Genomic DNA, 25,560 nt, shown 5'->3' on the forward strand with positions numbered 1-25,560 from the left:
TGTCGCGCCCGATCGAGTGATGGGCGGATTTATATCCGATAAAAATCGGACTGTGAAGCGGTTTAAGAGAGTGTTATGGATTTTCTATCGATTTAAATCGGATATAAATCCGGATAATGGTTCGCTACGCTTTTCCAGGATCGGCGGCAGGTAGAGCCCCAGGTAGGCGTCGAACACCCGCATGCCTTCTTCCGCCAGGCGTGCGTCGATGATCCCGTGACGCTGGACCGACAATGCGTAGACGCGATCGCCTAGCTCCATGGCCAGGCTGAAGATCTCGATATCGGTCGGCAGCGGTGGCAGCAGGAAATGCCGCTCGAACAGGGCGCGCATGGCCTGGCCGAGTTGCACGTCATGCTGGCGATCGGCCTGGGTGACTTCGGCCAGGCCGTGGCTGGCGAGAATCAGTTGGCGGGCCGCCGCGTCGCGGGCGTAGACCGCCAGCATGCGCTCCTCGACGATCCGCGACAGGTCGCGCCAGCAGCGCAGGCCTGCATGGTCCACCGGCTGTTCGAGGCACGCGCGGAAGGCGGCGTGGACCTCGCCGGTCAGCCCCTGGAGCAGGGCCGGCACGCTGGGGAAGAAGTGGTAGACCGACGATGGCGGCATTTCCGCGCGTTCGGCCACGCTATAGATGGTCAGGCCGCCGATGCCTTCGTCGGCGAGCAGGCCGCGGGCGGCGTCGAGGATCGCGGCGATCCGGGCCTGGCTGCTGGCGCGGGGCTTGCGGGTGGACGAGGTGGGCTGCATGGCGGGTCTCCGGGCGTGAGCGGCTATTGGACGCCAGCTCACGCGACCGGGGCAAGCCGCTCAGTGGCTGGCGCCGCGGAAGGCCTTCCAGATCTCGTCGACCACCGGCCGGAGTTTTTCCGGCGGCGTTTCCAGGGCGAACAGGCGGCGGCTGGTGTCGCGGTCCGGATACAGGCCCGGTTGCTGGCGCAGGGCGGGATCGAGGAAGCCGGCGGCGTCGGCGTTGCCGCTGGGGTAGAGGGTGGCGGCGGTGATCTGTGCGGCGATCTTCGGTTGCATCAGGTAGTCGATGAAACGGTGCGCCTCGCGTGGATGCTGGGCGCCGGCCGGGATCACCAGGTTGTCGATGAACAGCACCGAGCCTTCCTGCGGTACCTCGAAACTTACCGGCTGGCCCGCCTTGGCCGCGCGCAGGGCGTCGCCGACCCAGGCCATGGCCAGGCAGAGGCGACCGCCTTCGAGGTCGGCGATGTAGCGCTCGCTGTCGACGTAGCGCAGGTTCGGTCGCAGTCCGTGCAGCGCCTCGGCGGCGCGGCGTACCTGGCTCGGCGCAGTACGACCGAGGTTGCGGCCCTGGTAGTTGAGGAGGATCGCCAGGGTTTCGTCCGGCGCGTCCAGCAGGCTGATGCCGCAGCTTTTCAGGCGCTGGCTCTGGCTGGCGTCGAACAGCAGGCTCCAGCTGTTGGGCAGCGGCCCGCCATAGGCGGCTTCGGCCTGCGGGGTATTGATGGCCAGGCCTACGGCACCCCATAGATAGGGGACGGCGTGGCGATTGTCAGGATCGACCGCGGCCAGTTTGCTCAGCAATTGACGGTCGAGATGGCTGCGGTTGGGCAGCTGGGTGAAGTCCAGCGGCCGCAGCAGGTTGTCCTTCAGCAGGGCCGGCAGGGTGTCGTGGGAGGGGACGGCGACGTCGATCGCCTCGCCACTGCGCAGCGCCTTGTCCAGTTCCTCGGCGGTGGCGAAGGTGTGGTACTCGACGCGGATGCCGGTGTCCTTCTGGAACGACTCGAGCACCTGCGGGTCGATGTAGTCGTTCCAGTTGTAGACGCGCAGGGTCTCCTCGGCCTGGGCCAGCCAGGGTGCGAGGGCGAGGAACAGCAGGGCGGAAAGGCGGGGCATGGAATCTTCTCGCTGGACGGAACGGAGCGGACGATGGTGCCGGAGCCAGGCGGCAGAGGCATTGATGCAGGCCAGCATCGAGTCTGGCGGGAGGCGTGGCGGCAGGCTGTGCCGTGGCGCACATTTCCCGGTTCCGAGAAAAGGACCGGGGCGGTTTCCCAGACACAGACGCCCCCGCGTTGAGTGTCTGCGAAACCGCCCCGGATTTCGCTGCGTACGGCGCCGGCCCAGGACCGGCGCGCCGATACCGCTACCTCAGACGGTATGCAGGTACCAGTTGTACTCGAGGTCGGAGATCGAGTGCTCGAACTCCTCCAGCTCGCTTTCCTTACAGGCGACGAAGATGTCGATGTACTTCGGGTCGATGTACTTCGCCATGATCTCGCTTTCGTCCAGCTCTCGCAGGGCGTCGCGCAGGTTGTTCGGCAGGCTCGGCTCCATCTGCTCGTAGGAGTTGCCTTCGATCGGCGCGCCCGGCTCGACCTTGTTGGTCAGCCCGTGATGAACGCCTGCCAGCACCGCTGCCAGTAGCAGGTAGGGGTTGGCGTCGGCACCGGCCACCCGATGTTCCAGGCGTACCGCGTCCGGGCTGCCGGTGGGCACGCGCAGGGCCACGGTGCGGTTGTCCAGGCCCCAGCTCGGCGCGTTCGGCACGTAGAACTGCGAACCGAAGCGGCGGTAGGAGTTGACGTTCGGGCAGAGGAAGGCCATGGAGGCCGGCAGGGTCTCGAGCACACCGCCGATCGCATGGCGCAATGCGGCGTTCTGCTCGGGATCCTCGCTGGTGAAGATGTTGTTGCCATGCTTGTCGAGCAGCGAGATATGCACGTGCAGTCCGTTCCCGGCCTGGCCCGGATAGGGCTTGGCCATGAAGGTGGTGTCCATCTCGTGGTCGTAGGCGATGTTCTTGACCAGGCGCTTGAGCAGCACCGCGTGGTCGCAGGCCTTGAGGGCGTCGTTGACGTGGTTGAGGTTGACCTCGAACTGCGCCGGTGCGGATTCGGCGACGATGGCGTCGGCCGGGATGCCCTGGGCGCGGGCGCCGTCGATGATGTCCTGGAGGCACTCGACGTATTCGTCGAGGTCGTCGATGGAGTACACCTGCACCGACTGCGGACGTTTGCCGGAGATCGGCGAGCGCGGCGGTTGCGGCCGGCCGTTCACGTTCTCCTGGTCGATCAGGTAGAACTCCAGCTCGAAGGCGGCGACGATGGTCAGTTCCATCTCGGTGAACCTGGCCACCACCTGGCGCAGGACTTCGCGGGGGTCGGCGAAGAACGGCTCGCCTTCCAGTTCGTGCATGGTCATCAGCAGTTGCGCGGTCGGTCGCTTCTGCCAGGGTTCCATGGAGAGGGTGCCGGGGATCGGGTAGCAGATCCGGTCGGCGTCGCCGATGTCGAGACCCAGGCCGGTACTCTCTACGGTGGAGCCGGTGATATCGAGGGCGAACAGGGAAGCGGGAAGGTTGATACCTTTTTCGAAGACTTTGTTCAGACTGTTGCGTTCGATCCGCTTGCCGCGAACCACGCCATTCATGTCTGCAATAAGGAGGTCGACGAACTGGACCTCGGGATGTTCCTTGAGGAACTCGCTCGGTTCAGTGAGCTGAACGGCACGCTGGGGTACCGACATGATGCAACACCTTTTTTGTTAAAAATTTCAATCATGCGGGGGGTAGGCTATGAGTCAATCCGAAAGCCTGTGGGATGTCAATAGCCGCCAAAAACGCCCTCTTGTGGGGCGTTGAGGCCGTTTTCAGGGCATTTTCGCCGGACGAAAAGCCGAAAAAAACCTCGCGTCGAAGGGTGTTCAGGAGTGCGTGTTCAATTTTTTACAGGCCTATTGTGTAAAAAAATGAACAACGCTAAGCTCGGCCAAACCCCATAACATCTACAAACAACGGGTGTCTCATGTCTCGCCTGCCGTTAATCGGCGTCACCGCCTGCACCAAGCAGATCGGTCTTCATCCCTACCACATTGCCGGCGACAAATATCTGCGTGCCGTCGTCAACGGCGCTGGCGGTCTCCCGCTGATCATTCCTGCGCTGGGCGAGTCGATCGACCAGGCAGCCCTGCTGGACAGCGTCGACGGCTTGCTCTTCACTGGCTCGCCGTCGAACGTCGAGCCCCGTCATTATAGTGGACCGGCGAGCGAGCCCGGCACCCTCCACGACTCCGACCGCGACGCCACCACGCTGCCGCTGGTCCGCGCCGCCATCGACGCCGGCATTCCGGTCCTCGGCATCTGCCGCGGTTTCCAGGAAATGAACGTGGCTTTCGGCGGCAGCCTGCACCAGAAGGTGCACGAGGTCGGAACCTTCATGGACCACCGCGAGCCGGCCGACCAGCCGCTCGAGGTTCAGTACGCGCCGCGCCATGCCATGCATGTGCAGCCGGGCGGAGTGCTCGCCGGTATCGGCTTGCCGAGCGAGTTCCAGGTCAATTCCATCCATGGCCAGGGCGTTGATCGTCTGGCGCCGGGCCTTCGAGTAGAAGCACTGGCGCCTGACGGGTTGGTCGAAGCCATCTCCGTAGAAGGTGCAAAAGCCTTCGCTCTTGGTGTGCAATGGCACCCGGAGTGGCAGGTTCTGACGAACCCCAACTATCTCGCTATCTTCCAGGCTTTCGGTAAGGCCTGCAGCAAGAGGGCGGGGCAACGTTGAGTCCGGCTGTTGGGGCCGGACTCTCAACCCTGAGGTCTTTATGACTACCAAGTTAGACCAGCTGACCAGCTGGCTGAAGGAACGCAAGATCACCGAAGTGGAATGCCTGATTTCCGATCTGACAGGCATCGCCCGCGGCAAGATCTCGCCGACCAACAAATTCATCGCGGAAAAGGGCATGCGCCTGCCGGAGAGCGTTCTGCTGCAGACCGTCACCGGCGACTACGTGGAAGACGACATTTACTACGACCTGCTCGACCCGGCCGACATCGATATGGTCTGCCGCCCGGACGAGAATGCCGTGTTCCTCGTCCCCTGGGCCATCGAGCCCACCGCGATGGTGATCCACGACACCTTCGACAAGCTCGGCAATCCCATCGAGCTGTCGCCGCGCAACATCCTCAAGCGCGTGTTGAAGATGTATGCCGATAAGGGCTGGCGGCCGATCGTGGCGCCAGAGATGGAGTTCTACCTGACCAAGCGCAGCGACGACCCCGACTATCCGTTGCAGGCCCCGGTGGGCCGCTCCGGACGCCAGGAAACCGGGCGTCAGTCGTTCTCCATCGACGCCGCCAACGAGTTCGACCCGCTGTTCGAGGACATGTACGACTGGTGCGAGGCCCAGGGCCTTGACCTGGATACGCTGATCCACGAGGAAGGCACCGCGCAGATGGAGATCAACTTCCGTCATGGCGACGCCCTCGACCTGGCCGACCAGATCCTGGTGTTCAAGCGCACCATGCGCGAGGCCGCGCTCAAGCACAACGTCGCCGCGACCTTCATGGCCAAGCCGATGACCGGCGAGCCGGGCAGCGCGATGCACCTGCACCAGAGCATCGTCGACGTGAAGACCGGCAAGAACATCTTCTCCAATGCCGACGGCACCATGAGCGAGCTGTTCCTGCACCATATCGGCGGCCTGCAGAAGTTCATCCCGGAAGTGCTGCCGCTGTTCGCGCCCAACGTGAACTCGTTCCGCCGCTTCCTGCCCGATACCTCGGCGCCGGTGAACGTCGAGTGGGGCGAAGAGAACCGTACCGTCGGCCTGCGCGTGCCGGACTCCAGCCCGGAGAACCGCCGGGTCGAGAACCGTCTCGCCGGCGCCGACGCCAACCCTTACCTGGCGCTGGCTGCCAGCCTGCTGTGCGGCTACATCGGCATGGTCGAAGGCATCAAGCCGAGCGCCCAGGTCAAAGGTCGCGGCTATGAACGCCGCAACCTGCGCCTGCCGCTGACGATCGAAGCGGCGCTGGAGCGCATGGAGAACTGCAAGCCCCTCGAGCAGTATCTCGGCAGCAAGTTCATCAGCGGCTACGTCGCGGTGAAGCGTGCGGAGCACGAGAATTTCAAGCGGGTAATCAGCTCCTGGGAGCGGGAATTCCTCCTGCTTTCCGTTTGATCCTGACCGGGGGCGGCCGGCGTGGTCCGCCGCTCCCGGACAGTCTTGAATAGAAGAGGTGTGACATGAACAGCCAAATCACCAACGCCAAGACCCGTGAGTGGCAGGCGTTGAGCCGCGACCACCATCTGCCGCCGTTCACCGACTACAAGCAGTTGAACGAGAAGGGCGCGCGGATCATCACCAAGGCCGAAGGCGTCTATATCTGGGACAGCGAGGGCAACAAGATCCTCGATGCGATGGCCGGCCTCTGGTGCGTCAACGTCGGCTACGGCCGCGAGGAGCTGGTCCAGGCCGCCACCCGGCAGATGCGCGAGTTGCCGTTCTACAACCTGTTCTTCCAGACCGCCCACCCGCCGGTGGTCGAGCTGGCCAAGGCGATCGCCGACGTCGCTCCGGAAGGCATGAACCACGTGTTCTTCACCGGCTCCGGCTCCGAGGCCAACGACACCGTGCTGCGTATGGTCCGCCACTATTGGGCGACCAAGGGCCAGCCGCAGAAGAAAGTGGTGATCGGCCGCTGGAACGGCTACCACGGCTCCACCGTCGCCGGCGTCAGCCTGGGCGGCATGAAGGCGTTGCATGAGCAGGGTGATTTCCCCATCCCGGGCATCGTCCACATCGCCCAGCCCTACTGGTACGGCGAGGGCGGCGACATGTCGCCGGACGAGTTCGGCGTCTGGGCCGCCGAGCAGCTGGAGAAGAAGATTCTCGAAGTGGGCGAGGAAAACGTCGCCGCCTTCATCGCCGAGCCGATCCAGGGCGCCGGCGGCGTGATCGTCCCGCCGGACACCTACTGGCCGAAGATCCGCGAGATCCTCGCCAAGTACGACATCCTGTTCATCGCCGACGAAGTGATCTGCGGCTTCGGCCGTACCGGCGAGTGGTTCGGCAGCCAGTACTACGGCAACGCCCCGGACCTGATGCCGATCGCCAAGGGCCTCACCTCCGGCTACATCCCCATGGGCGGGGTAGTGGTGCGCGACGAGATCGTCGAAGTGCTCAACCAGGGCGGCGAGTTCTACCACGGCTTCACCTATTCCGGTCACCCGGTGGCGGCCGCCGTGGCCCTGGAGAACATCCGCATCCTGCGCGAAGAGAAGATCATCGAGAAGGTGAAGGCGGAAACGGCACCGTATTTGCAGAAACGCTGGCAGGAGCTGGCCGACCACCCGTTGGTGGGCGAAGCGCGCGGGGTCGGCATGGTCGCCGCCCTGGAGCTGGTCAAGAACAAGAAGACCCGCGAGCGTTTCACCGACAAGGGCGTCGGGATGCTGTGCCGGGAACATTGTTTCCGCAACGGTTTGATCATGCGCGCGGTGGGCGACACTATGATTATCTCGCCGCCGCTGGTGATCGATCCGTCGCAGATCGATGAGTTGATCACCCTGGCGCGCAAGTGCCTCGATCAGACCGCCGCCGCCGTCCTGGCTTGAGTCCCTGAGCGGACTTTTGCCAGACTGCGCCAGTGCGTTGGCCAGGCTCACCGGGTGGTGACGCGATCGGTTGCGCCACCGCCCGGATACTTCAACAAAAATGGAGCTACCCCGCATGATGAAACGTTTCGGTAAGACCCTGCTCGCCCTGACCTTGGCGGGCTCTGTGGCCGGTATGGCGCAGGCTGCGGACAACAAGGTGCTGCACGTGTACAACTGGTCCGACTACATCGCGCCGGACACCCTGGAGAAGTTCACCAAGGAAACCGGGATCAAGGTCGTCTACGACGTCTACGACAGCAACGAAGTGCTGGAAGCCAAGTTGCTGGCGGGCAAGTCCGGGTACGACGTGGTGGTGCCGTCCAACTCCTTCCTCGCCAAGCAGATCAAGGCCGGGGTCTACCAGAAGCTCGACAAGTCCAAGCTGCCGAACTGGAAGAACCTGAACAAGGACCTGATGCACACCCTGGAAGTCAGCGACCCGGGCAACGAGCATGCGATTCCCTACATGTGGGGCACCATCGGCATCGGCTACAACCCGGACAAGGTCAAGGCGGCCTTCGGCGACAACGCGCCGGTGGATTCCTGGGACCTGGTATTCAAGCCGGAGAACATCCAGAAGCTGAAGCAGTGCGGCGTCAGCTTCCTCGACTCGCCGACCGAGATCCTCCCGGCGGCCCTGCATTATCTCGGCTACAAGCCGGACACCGACAATCCCAAGGAACTCAAGGCGGCCGAAGAGCTGTTCCTGAAGATCCGTCCCTACGTCACCTACTTCCACTCGTCGAAGTACATTTCCGACCTGGCCAACGGCAACATCTGCGTCGCCATCGGCTACTCCGGCGACATCTACCAGGCCAAGTCCCGCGCCGAAGAGGCGAAGAACAAGGTCACCGTCAAGTACAACATTCCCAAGGAAGGCGCCGGCAGCTTCTTCGACATGGTCGCCATTCCGAAGGACGCCGAGAACACCGAGGGCGCCCTGGCCTTCGTCAACTTCCTGATGAAGCCGGAAATCATGGCCGAGATCACCGACGTGGTTCAGTTCCCCAACGGCAACGCGGCGGCCACCCCGCTGGTGTCCGAGGCGATCCGCAACGACCCGGGCATCTACCCGAGCGAAGAGGTCATGAAGAAGCTGTATACCTTCCCCGACCTGCCGGCCAAGACCCAGCGGGCGATGACCCGCAGCTGGACCAAGATCAAGTCCGGCAAGTGATCCGCGAGGAGCCCGGCGGCGCCTGAAGCCGCCGGCGCTCCGGCACGAGAGAACCGGAACGCGGCCGGGTTTCCTCCGGCCACGCTCCCCTGCGAAGAGGTTCGACTCTTTTGCCCGTTCGTCCAGACGCTTCCTCCTGGGGGCCCGACGACCGGACGCAGTATCGACGACGAAGACGCTGCCATGGGCGCTGCGCCAATCTGCCGCGCCGGGGCCGGTCGTGTCGCTCGCACCGGGGCCGAGGGCCCGGAAAACCTGAAACCAACACGCCGGTAGGGAACCCAGCTCACTCATGTTTCCCGGCGGAATCGTCGGGTTGTCATGAAACCCGAGTGATCTGGGCTTACATCGGCACTTGAAGAACACGGGTCGAACAGGCAGGGTGCTGCCGTGAAAAGGCCCGGAACAGGAGTCGGACATGCAACATTCCATTGGCAAGACACTGCTGGTAGCCGCTCTGGCTACGGCGATCGCGGGCCCCGTGCAGGCGGAGAAGAAGAGCCTGCACATCTATAACTGGACCGATTACATCGCTCCCACCACCCTCAAGGACTTCACCAAGGAGAGCGGGATCGACGTCAGCTACGACGTCTTCGACTCCAACGAGACCCTCGAGGGCAAGCTGGTCTCCGGCCACTCCGGCTATGACATCGTGGTGCCGTCGAACAACTTCCTCGGCAAGCAGATCCAGGCCGGTGCCTTCCAGAAGCTGGACAAGAGCAAGCTGCCGAACTGGAAGAACCTCGATCCGGCGCTGCTCAAGCAACTGGAGGTCAGCGACCCGGGCAACCAGTACGCGGTTCCCTACCTGTGGGGCACCAACGGCATCGGTTACAACGTGGCCAAGGTCAAGGAAGTCCTCGGTGACCAGCCGATCGACTCCTGGGCCATCCTCTTCGAGCCGGAGAACATGAAGAAGCTCGCCAAGTGCGGCGTGGCCTTCATGGACAGCGGTGACGAGATGCTGCCCGCCGCCCTCAACTACCTGGGGCTGGATCCCAACACCCACGACCCGAAGGACTACAAGAAGGCCGAGGAAGTCCTGACCAAGGTTCGCCCCTACGTCAGCTACTTCCACTCCTCCAAGTACATCTCCGACCTGGCCAACGGCAACATCTGCGTCGCCTTCGGCTATTCCGGGGACGTCTTCCAGGCCGCTGCCCGCGCCGAAGAGGCCGGCAAGGGCATCGACATCCAGTACGTGATTCCCAAGGAAGGCGCCAACCTGTGGTTCGACCTGATGGCGATTCCCGCCGATGCCAAGGCCGCCGATAACGCCTACGCGTTCATCGACTACCTGCTGCGTCCGGAGGTGATCTCCAAGGTCAGCGACTACGTCGGCTACGCCAACGCGATACCGGGGGCCCGCCCGCTGATGGACAAGAGCGTCAGCGACAGCGAGGAGGTGTATCCGCCGCAGGCCGTGCTCGACAAGCTCTACGTTTCCGCCGTGTTGCCGGCCAAGGTGCTGCGCCTGCAGACCCGTACCTGGACCCGGATCAAGACCGGCAAATAAGTTCAAATTCCGCCCGGTAGCGTGACCGGGCTCAACGACTTGGGAGTTGTGGTAATGGCGATAGCCTCCGGTGCCTACAAGAAAGCCCTAGAGGGCAACCAGCAGCCGAAAGAGGTGCTGGTAAAGATCGACCGGGTAACCAAGCAGTTCGACGAGACGCTGGCGGTGGACACCGTGTCCCTGACCATCAACAAGGGCGAGATCTTCGCCCTGCTCGGCGGCTCCGGTTCGGGTAAATCCACCCTGTTGCGCATGCTCGCCGGTTTCGAGCGGCCCACCGAGGGGCGGATCTTCCTCGATGGCCAGGACATCACCGACCTGCCGCCCTACGAGCGGCCGATCAATATGATGTTCCAGTCCTATGCGCTGTTCCCGCACATGAGCGTGGCGCAGAACATCGCCTTCGGCCTCAAGCAGGACGGCCTGCCCAAGGCCGAGATCGACGAGCGCGTGGCCGAGATGCTCAAGCTGGTGCACATGACCCAGTACGCCAAGCGCAAGCCGCACCAGCTCTCCGGCGGCCAGCGCCAGCGGGTGGCCCTGGCCCGTTCGCTGGCCAAGCGGCCGAAGCTGCTGCTACTCGACGAGCCGATGGGCGCGCTGGACAAGAAGCTGCGCTCGCAGATGCAACTGGAACTGGTGGAGATCATCGAGCGCGTCGGCGTGACCTGCGTGATGGTGACCCACGACCAGGAAGAGGCCATGACCATGGCCCAGCGCATCGCCATCATGCACCTGGGCTGCATCGAGCAGATCGGCAGCCCGATGGACATCTACGAGACCCCGGCGAGCCGCCTGGTCTGCGAGTTCATCGGCAACGTCAACCTGTTCGACGGCGTGCTGGTGGAGGACGTGCAGGACCATGCGGTGATCGCCTGCCCGCAGCTGGAGAACCCGATCTACATCGGCCACGGCATCAGCACCCGCGCCGAGGACAAGCGCATCACCTACGCGCTGCGGCCGGAGAAAGTGATGATCAGCGCGCAGAAGCCGGACAACCTGGAACACGCCGGGCACAACTGGGCCCAGGGCACCGTCTACGACATCGCCTACCTTGGCGGCCACTCGGTGTACTACATCAAGCTGGCCTCCGGGATGATCGTCCAGGCCTTCATGGCCAACGCCGAGCGCCACGTCGCCCGGCCGACCTGGGACCAGTCGGTGTACATCAGCTGGTACGACGACAGCGGCGTGGTACTGCAGTCATGAAATTCGCCAACAGCCTGAAAAAGCGCATGCCCACCGGGCGGCATGCGGTCATCGGGGTGCCGTTCCTGTGGCTCTTCCTGTTCTTCCTGCTGCCCTTCGCCATCGTGCTGAAGATCAGCCTGGCGGAAGCGGACGTGGCCATCCCGCCCTACACCGAGATCTTCGCCTACGCGGACCAGCAGTTGCAGGTGCTCCTCAACCTCGGCAACTACCTGATGCTGACCGATGACCCGCTCTACATCGATGCCTACCTCGGCTCGCTGAAGATGGCCTTCATCAGTACCCTGATCTGCCTGCTGGTGGGCTACCCGATGGCCTACGCCATCGCCCGCTCCAGCCAGTCCTCGCAGACCGTCCTGCTGCTGCTGATCATGATGCCGACCTGGACGGCGATCCTGATCCGGGTCTATGCCTGGATGGGCATCCTTTCCAACAACGGCCTGCTCAACAGCGTACTGATGGGGCTGGGGCTCATCAGCGAGCCGCTGACCATCCTCAATACCAACATCGCGGTGTACATCGGCATCGTCTATTCCTACCTGCCGTTCATGATCCTGCCGCTCTACGCCAACCTGGTGAAGCACGACCCGAGCCTGCTGGAGGCCGCTTCCGACCTGGGCGCGCGTAACTTCACCAGCTTCTGGAAGATCACCGTGCCGCTGTCGAAGAACGGCATCATCGCCGGCTGCATGCTGGTGTTCATCCCGGCGGTGGGCGAGTTCGTCATCCCGGAACTGCTCGGCGGCCCCGAGACCCTGATGATCGGCAAGGTGCTCTGGCAGGAGTTCTTCAACAACCGCGACTGGCCGGTGGCGTCCGCCCTGGCGGTGGTGATGCTGGCGATCCTGATCATCCCGATCATCCTGTTCAACAAGAACCAGGCCAAAGAACTGGAGGGCAAGGTATGAGCCAGCACAGCGTATCCCGCTCCGTATCCCGTTCAACAGGCTCTCCATCCAGAAGCGTGGCCAAAGAACTGGAGGGCAAGGTATGAAGCGCTGGAATTTCTCCAACGTCATGCTGATCGTCGGCCTGCTCTTCATCTACCTGCCGATGCTGATCCTGGTGATCTATTCGTTCAACGCCTCCAAGCTGGTGACGGTGTGGGGCGGCTGGTCGGTGAAGTGGTACGTCGGCCTGCTGGACAACACCCAACTGGTCAGCTCGGTCGGACGCTCCCTGGAGATCGCCTTCTATACGGCGTTCTCCTCGGTGCTCCTCGGCACCCTGGCGGCCTTCGTCCTCACCCGCATCCCGCGCTTCCGCGGTCGTACGCTGTTCGGCGGCATGGTCACCGCGCCGCTGGTGATGCCGGAAGTGATCACCGGCCTGTCGCTGCTGCTGTTGTTCGTGGCCATGGCGCAACTGATCGGCTGGCCGCAGGAACGGGGTATCGTGACCATCTGGATCGCCCACACCAGCTTCTGCTCGTCCTACGTGGCGGTGGTGGTGTCGGCGCGCCTGCGTGAACTCGACCTGTCGATCGAGGAAGCGGCGATGGACCTGGGCGCCAAGCCCTGGAAGGTGTTCCTGCTGATCACCATCCCGATGATCGCGCCCTCGCTGGCGGCGGGCGGCATGATGTCCTTCGCCCTGTCGCTGGACGACCTGGTACTGGCCAGCTTCGTCTCCGGACCCGGCTCGACCACCTTGCCGATGGAAGTGTTCTCGGCGGTACGCCTGGGCGTGAAGCCGGAGATCAACGCGGTGGCCAGCCTGATCCTGCTGAGCGTTTCGCTGTTCACCTTCTTCGCCTGGTACTTCACCCGCCAGGCCGAGGAGCGGCGTCGCCGGGCGATCCAGCAGGCGATGGAAGAGACCGCGACCGACTGGCAGAAAGGCTCGCCGACCCCGGCCTGAGCCCTCCGCCGAAAAGAAAAGGCCACCTGCGGGTGGCCTTTTTCATTGGCGCGTCGGTGGCGGGAAATGCCTGGCTACGCTCCGTAGGGCGACGCCCGAGGCGTTATCCGCCGATAGCCCGTTGTATCCGGCGGACAACCACCATGCGGCTACTCGCCCGACCCCACGCCGGCCGGCTCAGCGCTTCGGCTCCAGCACCAGCACGCCCTTGCTGTTCGCCTTCACCTCGTTTTCCTCGTAGTGCTGCGGCAGGTAGTGGCCCTCGATGTAGGCCTCGGCCTGGTCGTCGTAGTGGCCGTCGAAGGGCACGCCGCTCTGCCCGACCGGGTTGATGCCGAGGCTGTGGGTCGGGTCGGCGAAGTCCACCAGGCGCCGGGTCGATGGACCGTAGGTGACCGCCCAGGGGGCCGGGCCGATCTTCGCCGACAGATTGTTCGGTACCTCGTGGGTGCCGGGGGCGGCGAACGGACCGACGTTGAGAAGGCGCCTGAGCAGCGCTTGCTGGCCCAGGGCGTGCTCGTGGGTCAGGGTATGCGCCTTGCCCCACAGCCAGCCGGACGGGTCGTTGCCGAGGGTGCGGCGCAGATGCGCGAGGGAGGCGTTCCAGGCGGCCCTGACGATATCCGCGCGGGTTTCCCGGCGTTCTGTGCGGCGGTCGTCCCACCAGGGCGAGTCGGCGTCGGCAGCCAGCCGAGGCAGCGCGCTGTCGATGGCGCGGGTGGCGATCAGGCTGTCGAAGAAGGCATCGCCCAGTTCGTCGTGCAAGGCGCCCTCGGCAATCTGGAACAGCAACTGGTTGAACAGCGTGGCGGCGGTCGAGTCGACCGGGTAGTCGCCGTTCCAGGCCGCCAGTTGCTCGACCAGGCGCTTGCCTTCGGCGTCGTCGACCACCTCGCGCAGGACCGGCAGCAAGGGTGCGAGCAGGCGTGGCGCGTAGCCGGTGCGATTGCCGAGTTGCAGCGCGCGGCTGTTGTCCAGGTTCCATTTGGTGCCGCGGTCGGCCAGTTGGGTATCCAGCCACTGGCCGCGGTCCGCCAGGTTGTAGTAGCCGGGAATCGGCCGGCCATTGGCCGGGACCGGCTGGAAGTTGGCGGAGACGATATAGCCGCGCGCCGGGTTTTCCTCCTGTGGGTTGTCGGCGAACGGATAGAAGCCGGACTTGTCCGCCTCGCCCTTGCTGCCGTCGAGGATGAAGCTCGGGTTCACCCCCTCCGGCCGCTTCGGCAGGGCCGCCGAGGCCCACCAGCCGATATCGCCGGCGGCATTGGCCCAGACCAGGTTGAGTCCCGGCGAATGGATCTTCGAGGCCGCCGCGCGGGCCTTGGCCAGGGTATCGGCGCGATTCAGCTGGTAGAAGGCGTCGAGCACCGGGTTCTCGGTCTCGAGGAAAGCCCACCACATGGCGATCGGGGTCTTGCCGGAGCTGGCGCCGAGCGCGTCGTTGACGATCGGACCGTGGGGCGAGCGGCGCAGGGTGAGCTTCACCGGCGCAGCGCCCTTGACCGCGATTTCCTGCTCCTCGCTCTGCAGGTCGACCCATTCGCCCTGGTACCAGACCTGGTTGGGGTTGTCCGGGTTGACCTTCTCGGCGACCAGGTCGAGGTCGTCGTTCTGGAACATCGTCAGGCTCCAGCCGAACGCACGGTTGTGGCCCAGCGAGGCGAAGGGGTTGAGCGCCTGGTGGTGGCCATAGAGTTCGAAGCCGGGCGCGCTCAGCTGGGCCTCGTACCATACCGCCGGCGCGGCGAAGCGGATATGCGGGTCGCCGGCCAGCAGGGGCTTGCCGCTGGCGGTGCGGCTGCCGGCGACGACCCAGGCGTTGCTGCCCTCGAACTGCGGCAGGCCGGCGTCCTCCAGGGCCTGCTGGCTGAGACGGGCGAGGGCGCCGAGGTCCTTCCAGTCGCCGGCGCCCAGTGCGCCGGAGGGCGTCAGCACGCCCTGCGGATGCCAGTCGAGATCGAAGATGCGCAGGTAGTCGCTGCCCAGTTCGTCGCGGATGTAGGTCAGCACCGGCTCGGTGCGGAAGGCGGCGGCGAAGCTGTAGGCCATGTAGCCGGCGATGCTCAGGGTATCTTCGGGGGTGAAGGGACGCCTGGGTATGTCCAGCAGATCGAATTCGAGCGGCGCCGGGTTGTTTTCCTGGAACTGGTTGACCCCGTCCAGGTAGGCCTCCAGCACTTTCCAGGGCTGCGACTGCTTGTCCTGGCGGGCGCTGTACTCGGCGGCGTGGTCGCGGATGCGCAGGGTGCGGAACAGACGGTCGGTATCCACCAGCTTGGGTCCGAGCACTTCGGCCAGCTCGCCGCGCGCCAGGCGCCGCAGCATTTCCATCTGGAACAGGCGGTCCTGGGCGTGCACGTAGCCGAGGGCGCGGTAGAGGTCGGTCTGGTTCTGCGCATACAGGTGCGGAACCCCGCGCTCGTCGTAGCGCACGTCGACCGGCGCCTGCAGGTGGGCCACGGCGAGCGAGCCGTTGCGGAGCGGCTGCTTGGCATGGAGGTACCAGGCGCCGCCGGCAGCCGCGGCGGCGACCGCCACGGCGATCACGGTCAGGGTGCGTTTCATCGATCCTTTCTCCTTGTTGTAGTGCCGAGCATTCTGCGGATGCCGCCGGCCCGCGGCATTGACCGAATGCTCGGACCCTGGAAGTCTTTGGTCAATCGCGAGGAGCCGCCATGCAGGACGACCCGTCTACCAGCCCCCTGACCCATTCCGCCACGTTGCGGCGTCTGTTGTATGAAGCCCTGGACGCCCTCGGGCTCGACCCCACCCGCGTCTACCGCAGCGTCTACCGGCGTATCCCGCTGCCGCCGCCGACCCTGGGCGGCCGCCTGGTGCATGACAACGCCCCGTTGTTCTGGACCGAACTGGCGGCGGTGACCGGCGATGCCGACATCGGCCTGCACCTGGGCGAGGCAATGAAGCCGCGCCTGCTCGATGTGGTCGGCTACCTGCTGCTGTCCGCGCGCGACCTGGAGGAGGCGCTGCGCAGCTTCGTGCGTTTCCAGCACATTCTCTCCGGCGGTTTCGCCGCGCGCCTCGAGGTCGAAGGGGAAACGGCAAGGCTGATCCTCGACATCAACTACCTGGGCTATGCCTCGCTGCGCCAGCAGATCGAATGCCTGATGCTGCTGTTCCTCAAGCTGCTGGCGCTGATCAGCGACGACGAGTTCGTCGCCGAGCGCATCGAGTTCCGCCACCGAGCCCCGCCGCGGCTGGGCGAACACCGCCGGTTGTTCGGCAGGCTGCCGCTGTTCTCGCGGCCGCACGATGCCCTGGTGTTTTCCGCCGCCTTGCTGCGGCGTCCTTCGCGCAACGCCAATCCGGACATGCATGACGTGCTGACCCGCCACGCGGAAGAACAGTCCCGCGAACTCAGCGAGAACCGCTTGCTCAATCGCGTGCGCTACCTGATCGAGCTGCGCCTCGGGGAGGGCTATGGCTTGCGCCAGTGCGCGGCGGAGCTGGGCCTTGGCAGCGGTGCCTTGCAGCGTGCGCTGGCCGCTGGGGGAGCGAGTTTCCGGCAGGTTCGCGATGAGGTTCGCCGGCAGCGGGCGAGCGAGATGCTGTTGGCCGGTCGCGCCATCCGCGAGGTGGCCAAGGCTTGCGGGTTCGCCGAGCTGTCGCCGTTCTACCGGGCCTTTCGCCGCTGGCACGCCGCGCCCCCGGAGCAATACAGGGCGCGGCTGGCGAAGCGGGAAGAGGGTTACTCGACCAGCGGTACCTGACGGCCGATCTCCAGGGTGGCGATGGCGTCGAGCTGGATCTCGATCTGCAGGAAGCGCATGGCGCGCTTGGGCGAGACGTTCTTGGCGATGCGCTTGACGTACTTGTCGCGCAGTTCCAGACGGTCCTCCTGGAGGTCGTCGACACGCTCGATCAGCTTGCTCGCCTGGTCGTCGCTGACGTTGCCGCTGTTGTAGGCCTGGGCGTAGTCGAGCAGGAGCCTGAGGGTTTCCTTGCTGAGCTTGTCCGACTCGGTGCGGTAGGTGTTGTAGATCGGCCAGAACTTCTCGCCTTCCTGGTCGGTGAGGTTCATGTTGGCCTCGACGATGCGCTTGCGCTTGTAGTCGACGTCGGCCAGGTCGTTCTGGATCTGCGCCTGGTGCTCCTTCATCAGTTCCTTGCTGCTGGGCTGAGGGTCGTTCTGGGCGGCCATCAGCGGCAGGCTGACGAGGGCGAGCAGGGCGAGGGTGGGACGTAGGGACATGCAGCGACTCCTTGGTTCGGCAACGGCCCCTCGTGGGCCGACCCGGGCAGTGTAGCCGCTACGCCTTCCGGCGCCCCCTCCGGAAGGCCCGGTGTTGAGCCAGGTCAGCCTTTTTCCGGGGTCCAGGGGCAGTAGCAACCCACGGCGAGGGTATGGGTGGCATCCACCGGACGTCCCTGCAGCAGCGCTTCGAGGATCGGTTCGATGAAGCTGTTGCTGGAGGTGCATACCGCGCCCTCGCTATAGGGGCCGAAGTAGGCCAGGCGGCCGTCGCGGTCCCAGATCGCCACGGCCGGGCTGGCCGGCAACTGCTCGGAACCGGGCAGACCAGCGAGGGGGCGCAGGGCGGCCAGGTTGTCCGGCAGGCGGCCCTGGCTGCCAGGCTTCTGCAGGACATGGAACTCCACGCCCTTGCCGGCGAAGCGTTCGATCAGCTCGCCGAGGTGCTGCTGGTTGCCGACGTTGCAGGGGCAGGCCGGGTCCCAGAAATGCACCAGGCGGATCGCCCCCGGCCCGGCCAGCTCGGCCGGCAGGCGCAGGCTGTCGCCGGAGAACAGGGTGGTCTGCTCGCTGAACGGGCGGATGTAGCGGATCTCGAACCACCAGTAGGCGGCGAGCAGGCCGCCGGCCCAGAGCAGGCCGACCAGGCTGACGAGGAGCGTCTTGCGGCGGGGAGTCATGGCATTCACACGGAAAACGGGTGCCAAGCTTGCCATGTGTTCGCGCGCAGCTGAATATCCCTGGGTTTCGCCCGTGGCCCGGCCACGAATCGATTGCAGCCCGGAACCGCCGATGTCAGAAGCCTTCAACCCCGATTACCTGCGCCAGCACCTGCGACCCTTGGCCGCGGCCGAGGCGGACGCCGCCGTCCTCGCCTACCAGGCCTACTACGGCCTGGACCTGCGCTCCCGCCATCCGCGCCTGCAAGCGCGGCTCGGCAGCATGGCGGTCGACGGGCGCCGCCTGGCGGTGCAGGCCTGGCTGCTGCCGGAAGCGCGCGGCAGCCTGTTGCTGATGCATGGCTATTACGACCACATGGGACTGTATCGGCACGTGGTCGACTGGGCGCTGGGCATGGGCTTCTCGGTGCTCGCCTGCGACCTGCCGGGGCATGGCCTGTCCGAAGGCGAGCGGGCCAGCATCCGCGACTTCGCCGAATACCAGGCGGTGTTCAAGGGCCTGCTGGGCCAGGCTGCCGAACTCGACCTGGCGGCGCCCTGGCACCTCTGCGGACAAAGCACCGGGGGGGCGATCCTGCTGGACTACCTGCTGCACGGCGGCGAACGTCCCGAGCTGGGCGAGACGATTCTCCTGGCGCCGCTGGTGCGCCCGCGCGCCTGGGGCTGGTCGAAGCTCAGCTACCGCCTGCTGAGCCCCTTCGTCGACTCGATCCCGCGGCGCTTCTCGGAGAACTCCAGCGATCCGCAGTTCCTCGACTTCCTCCGCGAGCACGATCCGTTGCAGCCACGCACCCTGCCGACCGCCTGGGTCGGCGCGCTGACCCGCTGGGTGCCGCGCATCGAGCGGGCGCCTCGGCGTGCCCTGAGCCCCCTGGTGGTGCAGGGCGAGTCCGACGAGACGGTGGACTGGCGCCATGGCCTGAAGGTGCTGCGGGAGAAATTCGACGAGCCGCGGATACTGTTGCTGGAAGAGGCGCGCCATCACCTGGCGAACGAAAGCGAGGGGCTGCGGCGGCGCTATTTCGATTTCCTGAGCGACGCGCTGGGGGCCTGAGTTCCAGGCCCCGCGGCGATCAGGGGGCGACCGCCTGGTCCACCGCCAGGCCGGCTTTCAGCGCGGCCAGGGCCGCCTGGTAGTAGCTGCGGCCGGCCGGCGACTCGGCGAAGTTCACGTACTGGGTGAGTTCCGCATCGGAGAGATCGCGGTAGACATACAGCAGGGTGTTCTCCAGGTCCGCGCCGATCTGCTGCACCAGGCGCTGGCGCTGGCCTTCCAGCAACTGGCCGGTCTGTCCGCCGCCAAGCAGGCCGGGGAGGCCCGGAAGCATCTGGCTGAGGCTGTCGGCGGCGACCCCGGCCAGGGCCAGGCTGACTTCCGCGCCGGCCTCTCGGGCCGGAAGGACCTGGGCCAGGCGCTTGACGAGGGCCCGGCGTGGCTCGCTGGCGGTCTGCCGCGGCAGGCCGTTGCTGTGCTGGAGCAACTGGTCGCGGCGGGTGGCGAGCACCTCGGCGGCGACCACCTTGCGCCCCAGCGGCGACTCGAAGAAATTCAGCGGGCTGGCGCTGTCCGGCAGGTTCTCGCGCAGGCCGTTGAGGGCGCGCTGGTCGACTTCGGCCGGGGCGAAGCGGCGATTGCTGTTGTCCACCAGGGTCTGGTAGAGCGCGGGCGGCAGCTTGTCCTGGTAGCGCTTCTGCGCCGCGTCCAGGGCATCGCTGAAATGCGCGCGCTGGTCGGGCCAGCCAGCGGCCTGGTACAGGCGTTGATAAGGGTCGGCCAGGGCGGGCAGACCAACCAGCAGTAAAGCGAAGGCGAGCAAAGCGCGCATTGATACTCCTTTGGCGGCGAAAGCCTCGTCGTTCGGGTGGTGCCGTCCATGGGGCGCTATTGTCGACATGCGGCGGACCGCTTGTCGAGACACCGGGGCGGCACGCTACAATGGACAATGCACATCAACGTCAATCATCCCCTCCTGCATCGCATCGTCGATGAACTGGTCGACCAGGGCTGGTCGCACCAGAGCATCTTCATGCCTGAGCGTCTGACCACCAGATTGGCCGAAGAGTGCCGCACCCGTGCGGTCGCGGGCGACCTGACCCCGGCGGCGATCGGCCGCGGCGACGGCCAGGTGATCCGCGAAGGCATCCGCGGCGACCTCACGCAATGGCTGGAGCCCGGAGAATCCGAGGCCTGCGACGAATACCTGGGGGTGATGGACAGCTTGCGCCAGGCGCTCAACGCCTCGCTGTTCCTCGGCCTCGAGGATTTCGAGTGCCACTTCGCGCTGTACCCGCCGGGCGCCTATTACCAGAAGCATGTCGATCGTTTCCGCGACGACGACGCACGCACCGTCTCCGCGGTTCTCTACCTCAACGATGCCTGGTTGCCCGAGCATGGCGGCGCGCTGCGCCTGCACCTGCCGCAGCGGCAGGTGGACATCCAGCCGATGGGCGGTAGCCTGGTGGTGTTTATGTCCGCCGGCACCGAGCACGAAGTCCTGCCCGCCAGCCGCGACCGGCTGTCGCTGACCGGCTGGTTCCGCCGGCGCAACGAATCCCTCCTGCAACTCTCCTGAACCCTCGGCGGGGTCGCCGCCTCAGTGACCCCAGACCTTGATCGTGCCGCGCAGGTCGGTGATGTCGCGCAGTTCGATGCGGCCGATCGAGTTGTCGCCGATGTACAGGTCGCTGGCCACCCGCAGGCGGATGCGCTGCGCCGGCAGGCCGCTGGCGATCAACTGGTCGTTGATGGTGGCGAGGTCCGGCAGGCTGATCGCCAGTTGCTGCCCGCCGCCGCTGCCGGTGGTCACGTCCAGTGCCAGGGTCGGCTGCTCGACGCCGAAGATCGGCAAGCTCAGGCCGAGCTGGGCGGCGCCCAGGGGGATGTTGCCGCCGCGCCCGTCCGGGCAGTCGCCGGCCTTCACGCAGCCGTTGTCGATCACCAGGTTGCGCAGCGAGAGGCTGCCGCCGTCGTCCACCCAGGCGACCCTGGCCGCGCCGGCGCGCAGGTCCAGGCGCAGGCTGATGCCGGCCTGGCCGGTGACCTGGCTGAGACTGTCGTTGTCCAGGGCCTCCATGGCCGCCTGGCTGGCAGCGCTGGCGAGCAACGCGGGGGCCAGGAAAAACGGTAGAAGCGAGCGGGTCGGGAGCATGACGGGCGGGTCCTTCGCGGTTGCGCGGGAAGCCAGTCTGCTCGGGGCGGCGGAGGTTCGCCATGGGCCGCCCGCAGTTCTATCCTAAGGATCGGCAAGAAATAGCCCTGGTCCCCGCCATACGGGCGCTGGAGCGCGACCGCGAGGCCTAACTCCGGTTGGGTCGAGGGCGGGTTTCCCTGGTGTTTCCCGGCTACTGTTACCGGGCGTGACCATCGGCGAGCGGCGGGCTACTCTGTGTGCCTGTCAAAGGGGTGGAGCATCCATGCAGAAGGTTCTGGTCAGCCGTTGCCTGCTGGGCCACCTGGTGCGCTACGACGGTGGCAGCCATGGCCCGTTCGACCTGCTCTCGCGCTGGCATGCGCAGGGGCGGATCGTCGCCCTTTGCCCGGAGGTCGCCGGAGGCCTGCCGACGCCCCGCCCGCCAGCGGAGATCCCCGGCGGCCAGGGCGGCGAAGTGCTGGACCGGCTGAACCGGGTCTTCACCGTCGACGGCGAGGATGTCAGCGAAGCATTCCTGCTGGGTGCGGAGGCGGCAGTGGAGCTGGTCCGCCGCCATGACATCCGGATGGCCGTGCTCAAGGCGCGCAGTCCTTCCTGCGGCAACCTGGAGAACTACGACGGGCGCTTCAACGGCAACCGGGTCGCCGGCGAGGGCGTTACCGCCGCCGCCCTCAAGCGCATGGGCGTGCTGGTATTCAACGAGGATGAACTGGACCGCGCCGCGGTCTGCCTGGCCGGCCTCGACGCCGGCGGCTGAACTCAGCGCCGCAGCGGCGCGGTCAGGCGGTTCTCCAGGGCTTTCTGCACACGCTCGAAGAGTGCCGAAAGCAGCCAGTAGATCCCGGCGGCGGCGAGATAGAGCGGCAGCGGCTGGAAGGTCTCGGCGATGACCTCCTTGGTCGCCAGCATCAGTTCGGTCACGGTGATCACGGAGATCAGCGAGGTGTCCTTGATCAGGCTGATCAGGCTGTTCGACAGGCTCGGCACCGCCAGGCGCAGGGCCTGCGGGGTGATGATGTTCCACAGGGTCTGGCCCCAGGTCAGGCCGACCGAGAGCCCGGCTTCCCATTGTCCCTTGTCGATGCCGAGGATCGCCCCGCGCATGGACTCCGAGAGATAGGCCGCGACATTCAGGGTCAGCGCCAGGATGCCCGCGGTGACCGGGGTGAACTCGATGCCTACGCTCGGCAGCCCGTAGTACAGGACGAAGATCTGCACCAGCAGTGGCGTCCCGCGGAAGGCGCTGACGTAGACCGCGGCGATCTGCGAGACCACCGGCACCTTGGTCACCCGGACCACCGCGACGCTGAAGCCGAGGATCAGGCCCAGGACCATCGATACCGCGGCGAACAGCACGGTATACATCGCGCCCTGGAGCAGGAAGGGCCAGGCCATCCCGAGCAGCTCGACCAGGTTGGCGAGCCATTCGAGCAATTTCTGCAGCGAATTCATTCAACACTCCATCGACAAACACGACGGCCGCGTCTCTCGGGCGCGGCCGCTTCCCCCGTTCGGGCGGGAGCTCACTTCGGCGGCTGGCTGACGTCCAGGCCGAACCACTTTTCCGAGAGCTTGGCGAAGCGGCCGTCGGCCTTGATCTTCTCCAGCGCCGCATTCAGCGCCTCGCCGAACTTCGGATTGTTCTTCCGGTAGGGAATCGCCATGTTCGCCACCGGTCCCACCGCCGCGCCGGGCTTGACCGGCAGCTTGGCCTCGCGGATGGCGAAGGGGATCAGCAGGCGGTCGTTGAGCGCCGCGTCGATGCGTTTGCTGGCCAGGTCCTGCAGGTATTCCGGGGCGCCCGGATAGGTGCGCACGTTGACGCCGGCCACCGACTTCGCCAGGTCGGCGTAGTTGGTGCCCTGGCCGACGCCGAGCTTGAGGCCCTTGAGGTCTTCCAGCGACTTGAACTGGCGGGTTTCGTCGGCGCGCACGATCAACTGGGCGCTGGAGATGGTGTATGGCTCGCTGAAGTCGAAGACCTTGCGCCGCTGCTCGTTCACCGAGACCTGGTTCAGCGCGATGTCGTACTTGCCGCTCTGCAGGCCGGCGAGGATGCCGCTCCATTCGGTGGTGACGAATTCCGGCTTGACCGCCAGTTCGGCGGCCAGCAGTTCGCCCAGTTCGGTCTCGAAGCCGGTGAGCTTGCCGCCCTGCTTGAAGTTGAACGGCGGATAGGTGCCCTCCAGGGCGATGCGCAGGGCGCCGCGCTGGTGGACGTCGTCGAGCAGCTCGGCATGGGCCAGCGGAGCGGCCAGGGATACCAGCATCAGCAGGCGGGGCAGAAATCGCATGTAGTACTCCTCGGGTGGGAATGAACGTCGGTCGGGCCTATGCTGTTCGTTCAGCTTAGCCGGGCCCGCGTCCTGGACAATCGCGAACCTACTGGGTTGCATGCGGTCTTTCCAGGGGTTGCGGGCATTGACCCGGATTATGTGCGCGAGCGCCGCTCTAACACGGGCTTCGCAGTGGAAATCGCTGTGCCAGCGATGCCTTTCCCTGATTCGGAAGGCACGAAGAGTGCCGGGGAAATTCCGTCCAGTGGTGTTTCCCGGGTGCTAACGGAAGTGAAAACAGGAGACTCCCATGAGAGTGACATTGCCTTGCCTCGGTCTAGCCGCCCTGATGTTCGGCGCATCCGCCAGCCTGATGGCTGCCGACCTGCCCCGGACGAAGGCGCCCGAAGGGGCGAAAGTGTATTTCATCACGCCGGCCGATGGTGCAACCGTCGACAAGACCTTCACCGTGAAATTCGGCCTGAAAGGCATGGGCGTGGCGCCGGCCGGCGTCGACATGCCGGATACCGGCCACCATCACCTGTTGGTGGACCTGAAGGAGCAGCCGGCGATGAACCTGCCGCTGCCGATGACCGACAACATCCGCCACTTCGGCAAGGGCCAGACCGAAACCGAGATCACCCTGCCGCCGGGCAAGCACACCCTGCAACTGCTGGTGGGCGACAAGAACCACGTGCCGCTGGAGCCGACCGTGGAGTCGGAGAAGATCACCGTTACCGTCAAGTGACGGAAACGAAAAAAGGAGGCCGCTGGGCCTCCTTTTTCCTTTCCGCCGGACGCTGCCTTAGAACAGCACGCGGCTACGGATGGTACCGTTGACCTGCTGGAGTTTCTCCAGGGCCAGGTCCGAGTACTCGGCATCGACGTCGATCACTACGTAGCCGACCTTCTCGTTGGTTTGCAGGTACTGGCCGGAAACGTTGATGCCGTTGTCGGCGAAGACCTTGTTGATCTCGCTCATCACGCCGGGGATGTTGGCGTGGATGTGCAGCAGGCGGTGCTTGCCCGGGTGCGACGGCAGGGCCACTTCGGGGAAGTTGACTGAGGACACCGAGGTGCCGTTGTCGCTGTACTTGACCAGCTTCTCCGCCACTTCCAGGCCGATGTTGGCCTGTGCCTCGGCGGTGGAGCCGCCGATGTGCGGGGTCAGGATCACCCGGTCCAGGCCACGCAGCGGGCTGGCGAATTCCTCGTCGTTGGATTTCGGCTCGACCGGGAACACGTCGATGGCGGCGCCGATCAGGTGCTCGTCCTTGATCGCGGCGGCCAGGTGGTCCAGCTCGACCACTGTGCCGCGCGCGGCGTTGATCAGGATGCCGCCCTTCTTCATCGCGCGGATTTCCTTCTCGCCGATCATCCACTGGGTGGAGGGCAGTTCGGGAACGTGCAGCGAGACGATGTCGGACATGCCCAGCAGCTCGTGCAGGCTGCCGATCTGCACCGCGTTGCCCAGCGGCAGCTTGGTCACGGTGTCGTAGAAGAACACCTGCATGCCCAGGGCCTCGGCGAGTACCGAGAGCTGGGTGCCGATCGAGCCGTAGCCGACGATGCCGAGCTTCTTGCCACGGATCTCGAAGGAATTCGCCGCGCTCTTGATCCAGCCGCCGCGATGGCAGGAGGCGTTCTTTTCCGGGATGCCGCGCAGCAGCAGGATCGCCTCGGCCAGTACCAGCTCAGCCACAGAGCGGGTGTTCGAGTAGGGCGCGTTGAACACGGCGATACCGCGTTCGCGGGCGGCGTTGAGGTCGACCTGGTTGGTGCCGATGCAGAAGCAGCCGACCGCGATCAGTTTCTTCGCGCAGTCGAAGACCTCTTCGGTCAGCTGGGTGCGGGAGCGAATGCCGATGAAGTGCGCATCGGCGATCCTTTCCTTCAGCTCGTCGCCGGAAAGCGCGGTCTTGAGGTACTCGATGTTGGTGTAGCCGGCGGCCTTCAGCGTGTCCACGGCGTTCTGGTGGACACCTTCGAGAAGAAGGAACTTGATCTTGCTCTTGTCGAGAGAGGTCTTGCTCATCTGCGTAAACCTGTTGTCCCGGAGGAAGTGGCT

The 25,560-nt window shown here is 65.4% G+C and carries 24 protein-coding genes; 13 read left to right on the forward strand and 11 right to left on the reverse strand.

Annotated features, from left to right (window positions below; translation table 11 throughout):
* Positions 1 to 84: 84 nt before the first annotated feature.
* The 3 genes from JHD77_RS04335 to JHD77_RS04345 all read right to left on the reverse strand — a co-directional run bounded on the left by JHD77_RS04335 (position 85) and on the right by JHD77_RS04345 (position 3,504).
* Positions 85 to 750: a TetR/AcrR family transcriptional regulator gene (locus JHD77_RS04335; RefSeq protein ID WP_003107783.1), complete on the reverse strand. Its 666-nt coding sequence runs from the start codon at positions 748 to 750 to the stop codon at positions 85 to 87.
* Between the two features lie 60 nt (positions 751 to 810).
* Positions 811 to 1,872, reverse strand: coding sequence for a polyamine ABC transporter substrate-binding protein (locus tag JHD77_RS04340; protein ID WP_003107781.1), 1,062 nt, complete (start codon positions 1,870 to 1,872; stop codon positions 811 to 813).
* A gap of 255 nt (positions 1,873 to 2,127) precedes the next feature.
* The gene (locus JHD77_RS04345; protein ID WP_003112937.1) at positions 2,128 to 3,504 is read right to left on the reverse strand and encodes a glutamine synthetase family protein; all 1,377 of its coding nucleotides are present in this window, start codon (positions 3,502 to 3,504) and stop codon (positions 2,128 to 2,130) included.
* A gap of 278 nt (positions 3,505 to 3,782) precedes the next feature.
* On the opposite strand from JHD77_RS04345, the gene JHD77_RS04350 reads away from it, so the two are divergent.
* The 8 genes from JHD77_RS04350 (at position 3,783) to JHD77_RS04385 (ending at position 13,174) form a co-directional block, all read left to right on the forward strand.
* Positions 3,783 to 4,535 carry a gamma-glutamyl-gamma-aminobutyrate hydrolase family protein gene (locus JHD77_RS04350; RefSeq protein WP_003112938.1) on the forward strand — a complete coding sequence of 251 codons (753 nt, stop codon included), beginning with the start codon at positions 3,783 to 3,785 and terminating at the stop codon, positions 4,533 to 4,535.
* Positions 4,536 to 4,575: 40 nt separating this feature from the next.
* Positions 4,576 to 5,934 carry a glutamine synthetase family protein gene (locus JHD77_RS04355; RefSeq protein ID WP_003084290.1) on the forward strand — a complete coding sequence of 453 codons (1,359 nt, stop codon included), beginning with the start codon at positions 4,576 to 4,578 and terminating at the stop codon, positions 5,932 to 5,934.
* 65 nt (positions 5,935 to 5,999) lie between these two features.
* On the forward strand, positions 6,000 to 7,370 hold the full coding sequence (gene spuC, locus JHD77_RS04360) for a putrescine--pyruvate aminotransferase (RefSeq protein ID WP_003084297.1): 1,371 nt from the start codon (positions 6,000 to 6,002) through the stop codon (positions 7,368 to 7,370).
* 115 nt (positions 7,371 to 7,485) lie between these two features.
* Positions 7,486 to 8,589, forward strand: coding sequence for a putrescine-binding protein SpuD (gene spuD, locus JHD77_RS04365; RefSeq protein WP_003084299.1), 1,104 nt, complete (start codon positions 7,486 to 7,488; stop codon positions 8,587 to 8,589).
* A gap of 418 nt (positions 8,590 to 9,007) precedes the next feature.
* A complete protein-coding gene (spuE, locus tag JHD77_RS04370) occupies positions 9,008 to 10,105 on the forward strand; it encodes a spermidine-binding protein SpuE (RefSeq protein ID WP_003118141.1) in 1,098 nt (365 codons plus the stop codon).
* Positions 10,106 to 10,159: 54 nt separating this feature from the next.
* On the forward strand, positions 10,160 to 11,314 hold the full coding sequence (gene potA, locus JHD77_RS04375) for a polyamine ABC transporter ATP-binding protein (RefSeq protein ID WP_003084303.1): 1,155 nt from the start codon (positions 10,160 to 10,162) through the stop codon (positions 11,312 to 11,314).
* A 26-nt stretch (positions 11,315 to 11,340) separates the two neighbouring features.
* Complete coding sequence (locus tag JHD77_RS04380) at positions 11,341 to 12,222, forward strand: ABC transporter permease subunit (protein WP_003121722.1); 882 nt, start codon at positions 11,341 to 11,343, stop codon at positions 12,220 to 12,222.
* Positions 12,223 to 12,304: 82 nt separating this feature from the next.
* Positions 12,305 to 13,174, forward strand: coding sequence for an ABC transporter permease subunit (locus JHD77_RS04385; RefSeq protein ID WP_003084307.1), 870 nt, complete (start codon positions 12,305 to 12,307; stop codon positions 13,172 to 13,174).
* Between the two features lie 177 nt (positions 13,175 to 13,351).
* Here JHD77_RS04385 and hacB read toward each other — a convergent pair whose 3' ends face one another.
* Positions 13,352 to 15,739, reverse strand: coding sequence for an N-acylhomoserine lactone acylase HacB (gene hacB, locus JHD77_RS04390; RefSeq protein ID WP_031755859.1), 2,388 nt, complete (start codon positions 15,737 to 15,739; stop codon positions 13,352 to 13,354).
* Positions 15,740 to 15,849: 110 nt separating this feature from the next.
* On the opposite strand from hacB, the gene JHD77_RS04395 reads away from it, so the two are divergent.
* Entirely contained in the window at positions 15,850 to 16,902 is a 1,053-nt protein-coding gene (locus JHD77_RS04395) for an AraC family transcriptional regulator (RefSeq protein WP_003112941.1), read from the forward strand.
* Here the strand turns inward: JHD77_RS04395 and JHD77_RS04400 are convergent.
* Both JHD77_RS04400 and JHD77_RS04405 read right to left on the reverse strand, forming a co-directional pair.
* Entirely contained in the window at positions 16,881 to 17,384 is a 504-nt protein-coding gene (locus JHD77_RS04400; protein WP_003110710.1) for a transcriptional regulator, read from the reverse strand. The genes JHD77_RS04395 and JHD77_RS04400 overlap by 22 nt on opposite strands.
* 104 nt (positions 17,385 to 17,488) lie before the next feature.
* The gene (locus JHD77_RS04405; RefSeq protein ID WP_003118762.1) at positions 17,489 to 18,100 is read right to left on the reverse strand and encodes a DUF6436 domain-containing protein; all 612 of its coding nucleotides are present in this window, start codon (positions 18,098 to 18,100) and stop codon (positions 17,489 to 17,491) included.
* 76 nt (positions 18,101 to 18,176) lie between these two features.
* On the opposite strand from JHD77_RS04405, the gene JHD77_RS04410 reads away from it, so the two are divergent.
* A complete protein-coding gene (locus tag JHD77_RS04410; RefSeq protein ID WP_003084318.1) occupies positions 18,177 to 19,118 on the forward strand; it encodes an alpha/beta hydrolase in 942 nt (313 codons plus the stop codon).
* Positions 19,119 to 19,137: 19 nt separating this feature from the next.
* Here the strand turns inward: JHD77_RS04410 and JHD77_RS04415 are convergent, their stop codons facing one another.
* A complete protein-coding gene (locus JHD77_RS04415; protein ID WP_003084320.1) occupies positions 19,138 to 19,890 on the reverse strand; it encodes a hypothetical protein in 753 nt (250 codons plus the stop codon).
* A gap of 48 nt (positions 19,891 to 19,938) precedes the next feature.
* Between JHD77_RS04415 and JHD77_RS04420 the strand changes: the two genes are divergently transcribed.
* Complete coding sequence (locus JHD77_RS04420) at positions 19,939 to 20,637, forward strand: 2OG-Fe(II) oxygenase (protein ID WP_074231566.1); 699 nt, start codon at positions 19,939 to 19,941, stop codon at positions 20,635 to 20,637.
* A 21-nt stretch (positions 20,638 to 20,658) separates the two neighbouring features.
* On the opposite strand, the gene JHD77_RS04425 is transcribed toward JHD77_RS04420, so the two are convergent.
* Positions 20,659 to 21,213, reverse strand: a complete 555-nt coding sequence (locus JHD77_RS04425) for a DUF6160 family protein (protein ID WP_003084327.1) — start codon at positions 21,211 to 21,213, stop codon at positions 20,659 to 20,661.
* A gap of 265 nt (positions 21,214 to 21,478) precedes the next feature.
* Here JHD77_RS04425 and JHD77_RS04430 point away from each other — a divergent pair, with 265 nt between their 5' ends.
* Positions 21,479 to 21,973: a DUF523 domain-containing protein gene (locus tag JHD77_RS04430; RefSeq protein ID WP_003112945.1), complete on the forward strand. Its 495-nt coding sequence runs from the start codon at positions 21,479 to 21,481 to the stop codon at positions 21,971 to 21,973.
* Between the two features lie 2 nt (positions 21,974 to 21,975).
* Here JHD77_RS04430 and JHD77_RS04435 read toward each other — a convergent pair whose 3' ends face one another.
* A complete protein-coding gene (locus tag JHD77_RS04435; RefSeq protein WP_003084339.1) occupies positions 21,976 to 22,668 on the reverse strand; it encodes an amino acid ABC transporter permease in 693 nt (230 codons plus the stop codon).
* Positions 22,669 to 22,739: 71 nt separating this feature from the next.
* On the reverse strand, positions 22,740 to 23,510 hold the full coding sequence (locus tag JHD77_RS04440) for a cystine ABC transporter substrate-binding protein (RefSeq protein ID WP_003112946.1): 771 nt from the start codon (positions 23,508 to 23,510) through the stop codon (positions 22,740 to 22,742).
* Positions 23,511 to 23,802: 292 nt separating this feature from the next.
* Between JHD77_RS04440 and JHD77_RS04445 the strand changes: the two genes are divergently transcribed.
* Positions 23,803 to 24,240 (forward strand): DUF4399 domain-containing protein, encoded by a 438-nt coding sequence (locus JHD77_RS04445; RefSeq protein ID WP_003084345.1) that lies wholly within the window; start codon positions 23,803 to 23,805, stop codon positions 24,238 to 24,240.
* Between the two features lie 57 nt (positions 24,241 to 24,297).
* Here the strand turns inward: JHD77_RS04445 and serA are convergent, their stop codons facing one another.
* On the reverse strand, positions 24,298 to 25,527 hold the full coding sequence (gene serA / locus JHD77_RS04450; RefSeq protein WP_003112947.1) for a phosphoglycerate dehydrogenase: 1,230 nt from the start codon (positions 25,525 to 25,527) through the stop codon (positions 24,298 to 24,300).
* Positions 25,528 to 25,560: the final 33 nt, after the last annotated feature.

Origin of the sequence: Pseudomonas sp. P20 (assembly GCF_016463925.1) — a bacterium.
Lineage (GTDB): Bacteria > Pseudomonadota > Gammaproteobacteria > Pseudomonadales > Pseudomonadaceae > Pseudomonas > Pseudomonas aeruginosa.